This window comes from Brumimicrobium salinarum, from assembly GCF_002844555.1.
GTDB lineage: Bacteria > Bacteroidota > Bacteroidia > Flavobacteriales_D > Crocinitomicaceae > Brumimicrobium > Brumimicrobium salinarum.
In genome coordinates this window covers 601877-615189 of sequence record NZ_PJNI01000001.1, presented here as the reverse complement: position 1 = coordinate 615189, position 13313 = coordinate 601877, and the positions used below count along the sequence as shown (strand labels likewise).

Annotated in this window: 13 protein-coding genes; 7 read left to right on the top strand and 6 right to left on the bottom strand. The window is 34.3% G+C overall.

Annotation, left to right across the window (positions count from 1 at the left end):
* Positions 1-56: 56 nt before the first annotated feature.
* Both CW751_RS02720 and CW751_RS02715 read left to right on the top strand, forming a co-directional pair.
* The gene (locus CW751_RS02720) at positions 57-3146 is read left to right on the top strand and encodes an efflux RND transporter permease subunit (protein ID WP_101333430.1); all 3090 of its coding nucleotides are present in this window, start codon (positions 57-59) and stop codon (positions 3144-3146) included.
* Entirely contained in the window at positions 3143-3583 is a 441-nt protein-coding gene (locus CW751_RS02715; RefSeq protein WP_101333428.1) for a DUF2141 domain-containing protein, read from the top strand. Before CW751_RS02720 ends, CW751_RS02715 begins: the two co-directional genes overlap by 4 nt.
* Positions 3584-3647: 64 nt before the next feature.
* Here the strand turns inward: CW751_RS02715 and CW751_RS02710 are convergent, their stop codons facing one another.
* A complete protein-coding gene (locus tag CW751_RS02710; protein ID WP_101333426.1) occupies positions 3648-4499 on the bottom strand; it encodes a hypothetical protein in 852 nt (283 codons plus the stop codon).
* 39 nt (positions 4500-4538) lie between these two features.
* Positions 4539-4847 carry a hypothetical protein gene (locus CW751_RS02705; RefSeq protein ID WP_133122106.1) on the bottom strand — a complete coding sequence of 103 codons (309 nt, stop codon included), beginning with the start codon at positions 4845-4847 and terminating at the stop codon, positions 4539-4541.
* 165 nt (positions 4848-5012) lie between these two features.
* Here CW751_RS02705 and CW751_RS02700 point away from each other — a divergent pair, with 165 nt between their 5' ends.
* Positions 5013-5408 (top strand): DUF7793 family protein, encoded by a 396-nt coding sequence (locus CW751_RS02700; protein ID WP_101333422.1) that lies wholly within the window; start codon positions 5013-5015, stop codon positions 5406-5408.
* On the opposite strand, the gene CW751_RS02695 is transcribed toward CW751_RS02700, so the two are convergent.
* The gene (locus CW751_RS02695) at positions 5405-6523 is read right to left on the bottom strand and encodes a DNA polymerase III subunit (RefSeq protein WP_101333420.1); all 1119 of its coding nucleotides are present in this window, start codon (positions 6521-6523) and stop codon (positions 5405-5407) included. The two genes, CW751_RS02700 and CW751_RS02695, sit on opposite strands and share 4 nt — an antisense overlap.
* Positions 6524-6782: 259 nt before the next feature.
* Between CW751_RS02695 and CW751_RS02690 the strand changes: the two genes are divergently transcribed.
* From CW751_RS02690 to CW751_RS02680, 3 genes are all read left to right on the top strand, one after another.
* Positions 6783-8036, top strand: a complete 1254-nt coding sequence (locus tag CW751_RS02690) for a carboxypeptidase-like regulatory domain-containing protein (protein ID WP_101333419.1) — start codon at positions 6783-6785, stop codon at positions 8034-8036.
* Between the two features lie 120 nt (positions 8037-8156).
* Complete coding sequence (locus CW751_RS02685) at positions 8157-9011, top strand: ChaN family lipoprotein (RefSeq protein ID WP_101333417.1); 855 nt, start codon at positions 8157-8159, stop codon at positions 9009-9011.
* Positions 9012-9914 carry a S66 peptidase family protein gene (locus CW751_RS02680; RefSeq protein WP_101333415.1) on the top strand — a complete coding sequence of 301 codons (903 nt, stop codon included), beginning with the start codon at positions 9012-9014 and terminating at the stop codon, positions 9912-9914.
* On the opposite strand, the gene CW751_RS02675 is transcribed toward CW751_RS02680, so the two are convergent.
* The 3 genes from CW751_RS02675 to hemA are packed head-to-tail and all read right to left on the bottom strand — an operon-like array spanning position 9911 to position 12738.
* Positions 9911-10579, bottom strand: coding sequence for a uroporphyrinogen-III synthase (locus tag CW751_RS02675; protein WP_101333413.1), 669 nt, complete (start codon positions 10577-10579; stop codon positions 9911-9913). The two genes, CW751_RS02680 and CW751_RS02675, sit on opposite strands and share 4 nt — an antisense overlap.
* On the bottom strand, positions 10580-11461 hold the full coding sequence (gene hemC, locus CW751_RS02670) for a hydroxymethylbilane synthase (RefSeq protein ID WP_101333411.1): 882 nt from the start codon (positions 11459-11461) through the stop codon (positions 10580-10582).
* Positions 11458-12738, bottom strand: a complete 1281-nt coding sequence (gene hemA, locus CW751_RS02665; protein ID WP_101333408.1) for a glutamyl-tRNA reductase — start codon at positions 12736-12738, stop codon at positions 11458-11460. The genes hemC and hemA overlap by 4 nt, the downstream gene beginning before the upstream one ends.
* A gap of 187 nt (positions 12739-12925) precedes the next feature.
* Between hemA and CW751_RS02660 the strand changes: the two genes are divergently transcribed.
* Positions 12926-13240 carry a hypothetical protein gene (locus tag CW751_RS02660; RefSeq protein WP_101333406.1) on the top strand — a complete coding sequence of 105 codons (315 nt, stop codon included), beginning with the start codon at positions 12926-12928 and terminating at the stop codon, positions 13238-13240.
* The last annotated feature ends 73 nt before the right edge of the window (positions 13241-13313 follow it).

Below are 13313 nucleotides of genomic sequence, written 5' to 3'. Positions count from 1 at the left end.
CAAGATGTACTTCGCTAATTCGTAATTCGTAATTCATAATTTTTAATTGAAAAAAGATGAATATTACAGAAATTTCCATAAAACGCCCATCGCTCATCATTGTTTTGTTTAGTGTTTTCATCCTTTTGGGTTGGATAGGCTTTAAAAACCTGAGCTATGAATTAATGCCCGATTTTAATCAGCCCGTGGTGGTGATTAAAACTGGATATCCAGGCGCAGATCCTGAAGAAGTTGAAACTTCGGTGAGTGAAAAAATTGAAGATGCGCTTTCTAATCTAGAAGGTGTGGATTATCTTGTTACGAAATCCTTACCGAATGCTTCCGTGGTTATTGTGAACCTAAAATACGGAACAAACCTCGACAATACCATGCAGGATGCGCAGCGGTATATCGACAATATTAAAAAAGATTTACCCGCCGATATTTTGAGTCCAGAAATGAGTAAAGTTTCTCCAAACGACTTGCCTATTATGTCGATAAGTACAACGAGTGATTTGCCTCAAACGGAGTTTTATCAAAAAATGAAGAATGATTTCATTCCGCAAATTCAACAAATTCAAGGTGTGGCAGAGTTGACTTTATTGGGTGGACGAGAGCGAGAAGTGCAAGTGAATATTCAACCCCATTTATTGAAACAACATAGCATTTCAATTCTACAAGTCGTGCAAGCAATTAATCAGTCGGGTGTAGATATTCCTGCTGGAAATCTCAGAACAAATGAATTTGATAACAGCCTGCGATTAAAAGGAAAGTTTAACACACTTGAAGAAATAGAAAATGTTCAAGTGGCTATGCCGATGCCTGGAAATCCGATTTATGTAAAAGATATTGCCAAAGTAGAAGATAAAACGGTTGAAATTACTTCTGTGAGTCGCTACAACGGAAAAGAAGGAATAGGAATTCTATTGAAAAAACAAGGAGATGCCAATGCCGTGGATGTATCGCGAAATGTGCGAGAACGATTCGATAAAATTGCAGCAACTTATGACGAAGAAAATGTCCAATTCGTTATTGCAGATGACAGTACAGATAACACAATTGAAGCGGTGAATTCAGTTGTATTTGACTTAATCTTGGCAGTAATTCTAGTGTCTTTGGTGATGCTTTTATTCCTTCGAAGCTTTAGAAATTCACTCATTGTTTTAATTGCCATTCCAACGTCTTTGGTAACTGCTTTTGCCATGATGTGGATTTTAGGATACACATTAAATCTCATGACTTTATTAGCCATGTCTCTAATTATTGGAGTTTTGGTGGATGATGCTACAGTCGTTTTAGAAAATATTCAAGTTCATCTTGATCGTGGAAAAGAAAAACGCAAAGCAGCAATGGATGGACGAATGGAAATTGGGTTTTCCGCTTTATCAATTACACTTGTGGATATCGTAGTTTTCGTTCCAATTCTCTTCCTTCAAGTTTTCGTTGCAGATATGTTAAAACAATTTTCTGTTGTGATTATCACCTCCACTTTAACGAGTTTATTGGTCGGGTTTACATTGACACCTTGGCTGGCTTCGAGAGTTGGAAAGAAAGAGGATTTACAAGCGACCAATTTCTTCAATAAATTCTTATTGTGGTTTGAAGTTCAGCTGGATAGATTACAAGAAATGTACGGCCGTCAATTGAAATGGGTCTTGAATCATAAATTGATTTTCGTAGGATTTGTTCTTGCTTTATTTGCATTAACGGGTGTAATAATGAAACAAGGAATTATCGGAAAAGAGTTAATTGCCACAGGAGATCAAGGAAAGTTTTTACTGGGCTTAGAATTTGATAAAAACACCTCCATCCATGCCAACAATAACGTTTCTGCGGAAATAGAAGATTTTATATTGCAACAAGATGCCGTTGAAAGTTTATTCAGTAACGTGGGAGGTCCAAGCACAGGAATCGGAAGCCTTGGTGTAGGATCCGCTTACCGAACAGAAATGACCATTCAACTCAACGATGAGAAAGGAGATGTTTCCACAGAGTCTTATATGCGACAATTAAGAACTGAGTTAGAATCACGATTTACAGGAGTAAAATATTCAATTATTGCTATGGGATTAGTTCCCAGAACAGCACCTATTGAAATTACCTTAAGTGGAGTAGATGTTGACCAAGTAATGGAATCTGCGAATCATTTGCAAAACGTATTGCAAGACATTCCAGGAACCGATAATATTTTACTTTCTGTGGAAGAAGGAAGTCCTGAATACCGTATAATTCCAGACAAAAACCTCATGCAACGCTTTGGACTCACAACTGCCTACGTAGGAATGAGTTTGAGAACTTCTTTTAATGGAAATGATGACGCTTCAATTACGGAAGACGGAAATGAATATCCTGTGCGTGTTCAACTGGCCAGTTTTAATCGTGAAAATGCAAAAGATGTTTCGAATTTACCGATTATTAATCCGAAAGGAATGCCAATAGAGGTAAAGCAATTTGCCAAAGTAGAAAAGAACAGTTCACCTTCTTTATTGGAACGAAAAGACAGACAACCAGCGGTTACAATTACAGCAAATGCATTGGGGAAACCTTCGGGAACAGTAGCTGATGAAGTGGTCGCCTATGTAAAAGAAAACCCTTTGCCTGCTGGAATCGAAATGACTTGGGGAAGTGATGTGAAAAGACAAAATGATAGCTTCGGAGCCTTGGGGAATGTCTTGCTAATTTCTTTCGTATTGATTTACCTAATTCTAGTGGCTTTATATGACAGTTTTGTCTATCCATTTGTGGTACTATTCTCCATTCCAGTGGCATTAATCGGCGCTTTCTTGGCACTGAACATATCTCTGAGTCACCTGAGTTTATTTGCCTTACTAGGACTAATTATGTTGATGGGACTCGTGACGAAAAACGGAATTTTAATCGTCGATTTTGCCAACCAGATAAAAGCCACTGGAAAAGATTACAAAACAGCTTTAATTGAATCTGGAAAAGGAAGATTGCGTCCAATTTTAATGACGACTTTATCCATGGTGATCGGAATGCTTCCAATCGCTCTGGCAACAGGCTCAGGAAGTGAATGGAAAAACGGCTTGGCTTGGGTAATTATTGGCGGATTGTTGTCTTCATTGGTTTTAACCGTGTACTTAGTTCCTGTAGTTTACGCTATCGTGGATGGAATAAAACTTAAACTTCAAAAAAAGAAGAGATGAGAAATACATTAATTATTCTGTTGTTTTCATTTCTAGTCTTCACTGTCATTGGTCAGAGTGAAAACTATTACGAATTAAAAGTAGTCGTAAAAGAATTGAGGAACAATACGGGAGTTGTTCAATTTGCATTATATAATGAAAAAGGAAGCATACCCGATGAAGACTTTGAAAAATACTTTAAGATTGGAAAATCAGCGATTAAAAACAATAAAGCTGAACATACTTTTAAAGGATTGAAGTCAGGAACTTATGCCATCAATATTTTACACGACGAAAACATAAATGGCAAAATAGACAAAGGTTGGGTCCTGCCAATTGAAGGAATAGGGTTTTCAAATTTCAAAAGCATAGGATTGACGAATCGTCCTAATTTTGAAAGGGCATCTTTTCAGTTGAATGAAAATAAGGAATTAGAAGTGAAGATAATTTACATGTGACATCTGAAGCCTCAAACTCCCTCTCCCTCTTCTCCTCCCCAGTGGTAATTTCGATTCTTCTAAATTACCACTGCGGACAAGTTCCGCAATTATTCTTACTACTTGCAAACACATTAAAACCTAAGCTAAAATGCGGAGAAATAAAGCCTACTGTTTGTTTTGCTGTTCTGGATTCGTCATCAGAGAGCAATATTTTGTTTTGATTTAAAACTCCACCGTTTAATCCCACTTGGAGGTAAACATGTTGGAAAAACTCAAATCGAAAACCTACTTCGGCCGAAGCACCAAATCCACTTAGAGAAGAAAGGTTTTGTGTGGTAAAATCATCATAAGTAAAATCAACTGTTGTGAAAAGAGCGCCTAGTTTTGCACCATAAATTGCATGTAAAGCAAACTTAGCTTTTCTGGTTTTCACGAGCATATCATTACGTTGAAATCCAAAAGCAAAATAGTTGATTCCTTTAGATTGCGCAATGTTGAATTGATCTTGTGTTAGTAATATCTCTTCGTCAACACTTCCAGTATATATCGAATGTGATCCAGGTGCAAAGGTTCCGTTTAGTCTTACATTTTGATTATCTTCAAAAAAGGTGTTGTATCGGTCAAAGCTTAAGGTCAGTGCCCATTTTGGTTTTATAAAGTAACCTAATTTTATACTGATCTGCGGGCTTTCGCTAGAAAAAAGACTACTTTCTTCTTTTGTTTGAATGTTGTCTTTAATAGAAGTGTTTTCTAAAGTGAAATTATAATTATTGCTATTAATTTCAACATTAGCAGTCGAATAGAAACTCCTATTAATTCCCAATTGACCAAACAGAGCGCCTTGACCGTTAGTGTTTAACTTTGTCTTTCGTTGAGAAAAAACAGGATAAATACCTGATGTAAAAATAATTATTAGAAGAAAAACAACTCTCATTCAATCAGTCTTTTATATTTAAAACAATTAAGAACTGATTTAAAAGGCATTAATGATTAAAATAATAACATCAATAATTACCGCAACCAAAGCTAAATTAAGTATTTGCTTAATTGGTGCAACAGCAATTAAAAAAGAAAGTGTCGCCATTGTAGAAAAAACAATTAAGAATAATTGCCAAGTGTGATGAATAGCACCTGTTCCAACTGCTACACCACCTAAACAACCAACAAAAATTGCAATAACACTAACAATTCCAAATCGGCTGTTTTCTAAATCGTTGCCTAGTAATTTATTCCAAAAAGATGTACTTGCCTCAGTCATGTCTACTTTATATTTATAGTTCATAGCAAATATAGAAATTAAAAAATTATCAAAAAGAGATAACGGTCAAATTAATTACTTCACAGAAATCTTTCCAACGTATTTATAGAATAACATTTTCAAAAAATAAATTCGTAATAAAAATGAAAAAATACATTGTTTATATTTTTTTATATATATTCGCTTGTAATGAAGATAGTTAAGCGTTTTAACTTTGGTTTTGCAGATGTATTCATCTATGACAATGATGTATTCCATTTCCACTATTTAAGTAAAGTGTCATTGCAACTTGAGCAAATCATTTTGGTTAATGAGGTTAAAAACGACTTTATTAAGCAAAAGAAAGTTTGTGTACTTTATTCTAGTGAGGATGAGTATGTAACCCCAACAAAAGAAACGATTCAATATATTCAATCTGCAGAATGGTACTCCAATATAAAAGCAAATGCATGGGTTATTAAAAGTTTCTCTCATCGTTTAGCACTAAAGGCAGCACTCGTTGTAAAAAAAACAAAAGCTCCTGTTGCTTATTTTAAATCAAAAGAAAAAGCAATAAACTGGCTACTTACTTTTTGTGAAGATTAAGCCCTATGTATATAACGCATTACTTCAAATGTTATATTTGTAAATAACAATTTGGCATTTGCATTTCTTTCAACACCATAATACGCGTCGTTGAATAAAGTATTAAATTCATTCACGTTATTTCCTGTAATAAAACGTGCAAACTTTTCTAAAAATTCCTTTTCTTGAGAAGAAGACCTCATCAATTGACCATCCGTATAGTTTTTCATTAAACTTTGTCGCACGATATATAATGTGTATTTCAAAAACTGTTTTTGATCTTCACGCCCAAGTTTCGACATTTTTTCTGCCCAATTCATCATAGGTATAACTTCTTTCTTATAGCATATTCGCATCAATTCAACGAAACGTGTAAAGTTTGAGTTTACAGTATCACTTGAATTTAATAAGTGAATTGCTGTACCCAAACTACCTTCCGAACGAGCGACAACACTTTTAAGTAAATCCTGGCTAACTGAAGATTTTTCTTTAAAAAAAGCTGTTAATTCATCATCATGTAATTGTTTTACTTTGGAAATTTGTGTTCTACTTAAAATGGTAGGCAACATATTTTCTTCCGATTCAACTAGCAATATAAAGACAGTATCCTTAGGTGGTTCTTCAATGATTTTTAGCAATTTATTGGCACAAGCCGCATTCATTTCTTCAGCCATCCAAATTACACTTACTTTATAGCCGCCCTCAAAAGATTTTAATGTTAGTTTTTTGATAACTTGCTCACTTTGATGAACAGAAATTATTGGCTTTCGTCCTTTATCGTCAGATTGAGTGGCCCATTGATTTAAATTAAGATAAGGATTTTTAAGCACCAAATCTTTCCATAAAGAAAACTGAGGATCGGAAGTTTTGGCATTAGACTGAACAGTAGGAAATGTAAAATGAACATCTGGATGCTCGAGTTTTTGAACCTTAATGCAGGCACTACATTGACCACAACTGTCATTACTACTTTTATTTTCACACATTAAAAATTGAATGAAAGCCAAAGCTAATGGCAGTCCCCCATATCCCATATCACCCAAAAGCAAATGTGCATGTGAAACCTGATTGGTATTTACATCTTGTATAAACTTATTTTTGAGATCAATATGTCCTATAACATCTTTAAAAAGCATGTGCTAAAGATAAATATTAATCGTGGGTTTCATCCGTATTATTCAGCGTATTTCTAAAATTCAATAATTAATAATTTGTTTTATAGTCAATTACCTTATTTTTCAACATATAAATATGCGCTAAATTTGTGCGCTAAATTTTTACAGCTTGCATTCGTGAAAAGTTTGCGATAATTTTTATCTCAATTTTATAATTTTCTCTGTGTATAATTCGTATATTGACATTGAAAAATAGAAGTTATACATTAATCACTTTATTATGAAAAATAAAAACACTTTAGTTATTGCGCTATTAAGCATCGGAATGTTTTCAGCTCCAACAACTTACACATTTAGCAATACAACTAACATAAATGTTGTAACAGATCACGGGACATCTGTTAGTATTACCGTCATCGTTAACTATCTAGGAAAACCTATAGAAGGAGCAACCGTTTCTATCATAAATGGAGGGCAGTCATTGGCTGAAGCCAATAGTGGCGCAAAAGGGAAAGCTGTTTTAAATGTAAGTAACTACACCAATGAGGCTGTTGATTTACAAATCAAAAAGGAAGGATATCAAACCCAAATTTTATCAGGATTATTATTGAAAAACGGGAGTGATTATAAATTTGCTTTATCAAAAGGATCAGGAGTAATTACGACTGAAGTTTCAACAGGAATTAAGAAAATAGAAGAAAAAAGTACTGAGGAACTTGAAAAAATAGAAAAACAAGAAGAGAAAGCAAAAAGTCAAGCAGAGTCTTCAAAAGAGGATGCTGAAAAGTATCAAGAAGAAGCAGAAGATTATGTTCAATCTTCAAAAGAAGAGGTAGAAAAGAAAAAAGAAGCTGAAGCAGCAGCAGCGGCAGCAGCAGCAGCGGCTGAGGAAAAAAGAAAAGAAGCCGAAAACTTAGAGAAACAACTTTCAAATGCTGAAACATCTGCAAAAGAACGTGAAGAACAAGCCAAGATTAGACAAAAACAAATCGAGGAATTAGAGAAACAAAAAGCTCAAGAAGAAGCTGCCAATGCAGCGGCGGTGGCAAAGAAAGCAGCGGAAAAAGATGCAAAGAAAGCGGAAAAAGAAGCGAAGGCAAAAGCAAAAGAACAGCAAGCTGAAGCAAAAGCTAAAGCTGAAGCAGAGAAAGAAGCTGCTAAAGAAGCTAAAAGAATAGCCAAAGAAGAAAAAGAAAAAGCAAAGGCAGAGAAAAAAGCTGCTAAAGAGGCAAAAAAAGCACGTAAAGAAGCAGAAAAGGCAGCCAAGGAAGCAGAAAAAGCAGCTAAAGCTGAGGAAAAATACAGTAAAAAATTAGCAAAATTGGTGAAGAATCAAGAGAAGATTGACAAAAAAAGAGCTAAACTTGAAAAATCACAGAAAAAACTTGATAAAAAAATCAAGAAAGGTAAAATTGATGCTGATGATGCTAGAAAAGAACAGGAAAAAATTACAGAAGCTCACAAAGAGTTAGATGAAGACTTGAGAGACATCCAGAAAGATGTAGAGAAATTAAAGAAAAAATACGATAAATAAAACATTAACAACTCATTAAAAAGGGACTGCAGATTGCAGCCCCTTTTTTTAATAGTAAAATATTTTATTAAAAGTAACGAAATATGAGTGAGTAATTCGATATTTGTAAAAACTAAAAGCATGAAATTCGTATTTATTTTCTTTTTCATTTTGTCAAATGTTTTATACGCCCAAAACCTTGAACCTTTTCAGATATACAATAAAAAAGGAAGAAAGATAAATGTCAAACGCTTGATGAAACAATTAGAATCTAGTGAAATTATTCTTTTTGGAGAACTACATGACAATCCAATTGCACATTGGTTACAGTTAAAAACCATTCAATATTTAGGTGAAAAATCTGATCTCTCCTTGGGCGCAGAAATGTTAGAAACACACATGCAGAAAGAACTTAATGCATACCTAAACAATGAATTAACTCAAGAACAGTTAGACACAACAATTCATTTGTGGACAAACTATCAAACCGATTACAAACCTTTGGTAGATTACGCCAAGACTAATAAAATTCCATTTATTGCAACCAACATTCCACGTAAATATGCAAGTTTTGTTTACCGAAATGGCTTTGAAGCCCTGGAAGCTGAATTATCGGACGCGGAAAAGTTATTAGTTGCTCCCCTACCTATCGCTTATGATCCAGAGTTGCCAAATTACAAAGCCATGCTTAGTATGATGAGTGATCATGCAAATCCGAATTTCCCAAAAGCCCAAGCTATTAAAGATGCAACTATGGCTTACTTCATTTATCAGGAGTTCCAGAAGAATAAAAACCAATTTGTGCACTTTAATGGAGATTATCACAGCAAAGATTTTGAAGGTATATATTGGTATCTAAGACATTTAGACAAGGATGTAGACATAAAAACAATATCAACTGTTGAACAAGAAAACATAGATCAATTAGATGATGAATTTAAAGGTCAAGCCGATTTCATTATTGTTGTTGATGCTGATATGACAAAAACATATTGAATGAAACCATCATTTTTAAAAAAAGGTGATACCATCGCTATTGTCGCTCCTGCTAAGGCTATAGAAGTTTCACACATAGATTTTGCAAAAAAAACATTAGAAGATAATGGATTTCATGTGTTAGTAGCTCCAAACTGTCTTGGGCAGCACAATTATTTTTCAGGAACAATTAATGAACGCACCCAAGATTTGCAATGGGCCATCAATCACGAAAACGTAAAAGCTATTCTTTGCGCAAGAGGTGGATATGGATGCATTCAATTAGTTGAACGAATTAATTGGGCGAGCTTCATGGAACACCCCAAATGGATTATTGGATTTTCGGATGTTACGGTTTTTCATCAGTATTTAGCGGCTATCGATGTTGCTTCTATACATGCTACAATGCCATTAAATTTTAAAAATAATTCTATTCTGTCTTTAGAAAGTCTTTTCTTCGCTTTGGAAGGTAAACCAATTATATATAACTGGAAGACAACTCATAATAACACAACGGGCGAAGCATACGGGGATTTAATTGGTGGGAATTTAGCTGTGCTTACCAGTATGATTGGAACAAAACAAATGCCTAACTTTCAAAACAAGATTCTTTTTATTGAAGATGTAGGAGAACATTTATATAAAATTGATAGATATTTTCATCAATTGAGTCATGCAGGTGTTTTGGATCAAATAAGAGCGTTGATTATTGGAGATTTTAGTGGAATGCAAGATACCGAACCGCCATACGGAAAAAGTCTTGAAAAAATAATAGAAACTCATTTTACCTACCGATCAATTCCTTTAGCTTTTGGATTTCCAGCTGGTCATACCAATGACAATAGAGCGTTGCCATTTGGTGTTTCTGCAAAATTATCTGTCCAGCAGAATCATTCAACATTAATTATTGGCGAACACTCTTAAGATTCTGTGTAATAATTTTGTTCTAAAACTACCTTTAACTCTTCGAAAGAAGAATACTGTAAGGTGTGATTTACATGATAATTGTGTTTTGCAATAAACGCTTCAGTTGTTTTGCCCCATGCAATTATATGTTGGTCTTTGTTAATTGTGTTCTTCTGAATAAAAGCTTCAAAATTAGTTGGACTAGTAAATACCAATATCTTAGGTTGATCAATAATTTTACTTGGTGTTAAAGCAGTTTTGTAAACAATTAAATCGGTAATTTGATGTTCTACTAATCTTTCTTGCATAGAGCGGTGGGAGTAATTCGATTGTGGAAATAAAACCTCACGTCCAGCAACAAATACTTTAAACTCCTCACTTACCAATGCTGGAACTCCGCTCTTAACCCCTGTGAAACTGACAGTATATCCACGTTTTTCAACGTATGCCGAGGTAGATTTACCTATGGTAGCAATTTCTACTTGTTCATCTAGTTGACAACGATCCAAGAAGAATTTTGCAGATCTTGGACTCGTAAAAAATACAATTGGATAATCTTTTGACGGACACTCAAATGGAACCGCTACAAAAGAAATCATAGGAATGTCTAATAACTTAACCTCTACAGCAGCTATAAACGCCAAAAAATCAGCATGAGTAACCTTCTTAGAGACAAAAAGCATCTATTGCGTAATGTTTTGGAGGATTTCTTCTACAATATTTGCGTTGTTCTTAGCAGCGTATGTACTGTATTCTGCACCGTCTTCCCATCGTTTAGCAAATGCAACATGAACTGTTTGTTCTTCATCGCAATATACACCAAGTGGCATTTGACAACCACCATCTAAATTTCTTAGTACGCCGCGTTCAATTTCAATTCTTTGTTGAACCTCAGTATCATTCATTTTACTAAGTATTTCCGCTAATGCAGTATCTTCTTCACGAATTTGGAGTCCAAGAACACCTTGTGCTGGCGCTGGAATAAACATTGTTGGATCCAAGGTATTTATAGAAATATCGGAAAGATCTAAAGATAAACGCTTAACACCAGCCATAGCCAATACGATCGCATCATACTGTCCTTCTCGCAATTTATTGATACGCGTTCCAACATTTCCACGCAAGTCTTTAATTTCAAAATCGTCTCTAAAGGTAATCAATTGAGATTTTCTTCTTGCAGATGATGTTCCAATAATTGGATTTTTCTTTATTCCAAATACTTCATTATCATCTACTGAATCATTTCGAATCAATAATAATTCGGAAGGATCTTCACGGTAAGAAACAGCCGCTATTTGTAATCCTGTTGGAGAGGTTGTTTCTAAATCTTTATGCGAATGAACAGCCAAATCAATACTTTTATCAAGCAATGCAGCTTCAATTTCCTTGGTAAAAAAGCCTTTGCCTTCCATTTTGTCAAAACTTAAATGCTGAATTCGATCACCTTGTGTAGAAATTACTTTTATTTCAACTTCCTGACCTAACTTTTGCAATTCAGCTTTAACATAATTGGCTTGCCATAAAGCCAAATCACTTCCACGTGATCCGATAATTATTTTCTTCATTTTTTAAGTAATATTTCTTTTGCCATTTTCATGGGAACACTCATGTACTTCTTTTCGAAATAAGCAATTATTTTTTCCATTGTTTCTTGCGCATCCGTATCAAGGTTTTCAATTTCCTTCGCAAAAACGTGTTGTACAGCTGTTGCTTTAATTTCTTTCACTGTTTCAGGAACAACACGCATGGCAATTTCTACTTTTCTTTCGCGCACCATAGACTTGTATGCTACAACTGCTTCTTTTACTATTTCTTCAACGTGGATTATTTCTCTTGCTCTTTTCTCTAAATTCTTTGAAGAAATTTTCTGCAAATACTCTATTGAAATATAATCCATCGGATAATGCGTAGCTACTTTCGGGTCTAAATCACTAGGTATAGCTAAATCTATCACCACTTTTGGATCTGTATCGCCTTGTAGCAAAGATTCATATAACTGTGCGTCAATAATTGATGTATCTGCACCTGTACAAGTGATAACGATGTCAAAACCCTTTTGATATAAAGGCAATTGGCTCAAAGGATAAGATGATCCTCCAAGTAGTTTAGCCAGTGTTTCCGCTTTACTTTCCGTTCGATTAAAAACAGCAAAATTGGTATAGCCGTGCTTTTTTAAAAACCGACTCATATTCGTATTCGTAACACCTGCCCCAATAATTAAAATTCGAGCATCGAGTGGAATATCTTTAGTTCTCAATGTGTGATAAGCCAAAGAAACTACTGAAACAGGATTTTGCGCAATATTCGTTTGTGTATAAATCTTTTTTGCCGTTTCAATCGTATGTCGAATCATCAATCGGATTGAATCTCCGGTTAAATTAAAACCTTTGCAAATATCATAAGACTTTCGAATTTGTGTGATAATTTCTCGCTCACCAACAACCATAGAATCTATTGAGGAAGAAACCTTAATCAAATGCTCAATCGCTTCATAACCATGATAATGCTCAACTTGACTTGAGAATAAATCAAGTTCTTTCTGCTTAAAAGTTGAAAATAAAAAGGATAAAAACGACTGAAAAACAGAAGTACTTATCTCTCCTTCCTTCTTTAAAATAAATTCAACTCGGTTGCAAGTTGAAACATACATTAATTCTTGAATCTCGAAATGATCTTTGAAAGCAGAAAGTTTTTCTTTTTGGTCATCAATTGCAATATGCATCAATCCAATTTGATTAACATCAAGTTGGCGGTGTGTAAATGCAAATATATGAATATCCTCCACGGTTTTCTCTCTTTTTTCCGATACAAATATCGGTATAATGCCTGTTTTTATTGTCATAGCTTTGTCACAATTTCTTATTTAGAATGATTTTAAAATAGTTTCAATCTTGCACCATGTGGGGTGTGTACTAGAAACGAGAGTTTTATAATGATACTTTGATGATTCAATATGATCAATTTGTTAATTTAACTAACTTTTTGGTTACAGCGTAACATATTTATATTAGAATGTATAAATTTGTTGCATGGAAAAACGAAAAGTCTATGCTTTTATTTGCTTAGCAAGTTTGCTATTGTTTTTTCAGTCGTCTGTATTTTTTATAGCAGATGTTCTTCTTAATTATCATGTTGAAGAAGTAAATACCTGTGTGGATTTTGGAGAACGAGAGAATACAAACAGGTCATCTAATCCTTTAGAAGAGGAAACACTTCATTCTTCAATTTCTATCGTACATTCAGAATGCCTTACTTTTCAAAAAAGTGTAGAGAATAGATTGTATTCATTTAAGATGAAAACAAGTTGGCAAGAGAATACAACTCCACCCCCTGAACGCGTATAATTTTTTACCGCAATTTCTTTAATTAATATTAACACAACCTTAACAGGTTGTTTATAAAGTTGTTATATGGCAT

What these genes read in the sequence shown, in the direction of transcription:
- CW751_RS02685 (WP_101333417.1), top strand. Translation starts at nt 8,157, where the DNA reads ATGAAATTCGTATTTATTTTCTTTTTCATTTTGTCAAATGTTTTATAC.
- CW751_RS02715 (WP_101333428.1), top strand. Translation starts at nt 3,143, where the DNA reads ATGAGAAATACATTAATTATTCTGTTGTTTTCATTTCTAGTCTTCACT.
- hemC (WP_101333411.1), bottom strand. Translation starts at nt 11,461, where the DNA reads ATGAAGAAAATAATTATCGGATCACGTGGAAGTGATTTGGCTTTATGG.
- CW751_RS02695 (WP_101333420.1), bottom strand. Translation starts at nt 6,523, where the DNA reads ATGCTTTTTAAAGATGTTATAGGACATATTGATCTCAAAAATAAGTTT.
- CW751_RS02720 (WP_101333430.1), top strand. Translation starts at nt 57, where the DNA reads ATGAATATTACAGAAATTTCCATAAAACGCCCATCGCTCATCATTGTT.
- CW751_RS02710 (WP_101333426.1), bottom strand. Translation starts at nt 4,499, where the DNA reads ATGAGAGTTGTTTTTCTTCTAATAATTATTTTTACATCAGGTATTTAT.
- CW751_RS02660 (WP_101333406.1), top strand. Translation starts at nt 12,926, where the DNA reads ATGGAAAAACGAAAAGTCTATGCTTTTATTTGCTTAGCAAGTTTGCTA.
- CW751_RS02680 (WP_101333415.1), top strand. Translation starts at nt 9,012, where the DNA reads ATGAAACCATCATTTTTAAAAAAAGGTGATACCATCGCTATTGTCGCT.
- CW751_RS02675 (WP_101333413.1), bottom strand. Translation starts at nt 10,579, where the DNA reads ATGCTTTTTGTCTCTAAGAAGGTTACTCATGCTGATTTTTTGGCGTTT.
- CW751_RS02705 (WP_133122106.1), bottom strand. Translation starts at nt 4,847, where the DNA reads ATGAACTATAAATATAAAGTAGACATGACTGAGGCAAGTACATCTTTT.
- hemA (WP_101333408.1), bottom strand. Translation starts at nt 12,738, where the DNA reads ATGACAATAAAAACAGGCATTATACCGATATTTGTATCGGAAAAAAGA.
- CW751_RS02690 (WP_101333419.1), top strand. Translation starts at nt 6,783, where the DNA reads ATGAAAAATAAAAACACTTTAGTTATTGCGCTATTAAGCATCGGAATG.
- CW751_RS02700 (WP_101333422.1), top strand. Translation starts at nt 5,013, where the DNA reads ATGAAGATAGTTAAGCGTTTTAACTTTGGTTTTGCAGATGTATTCATC.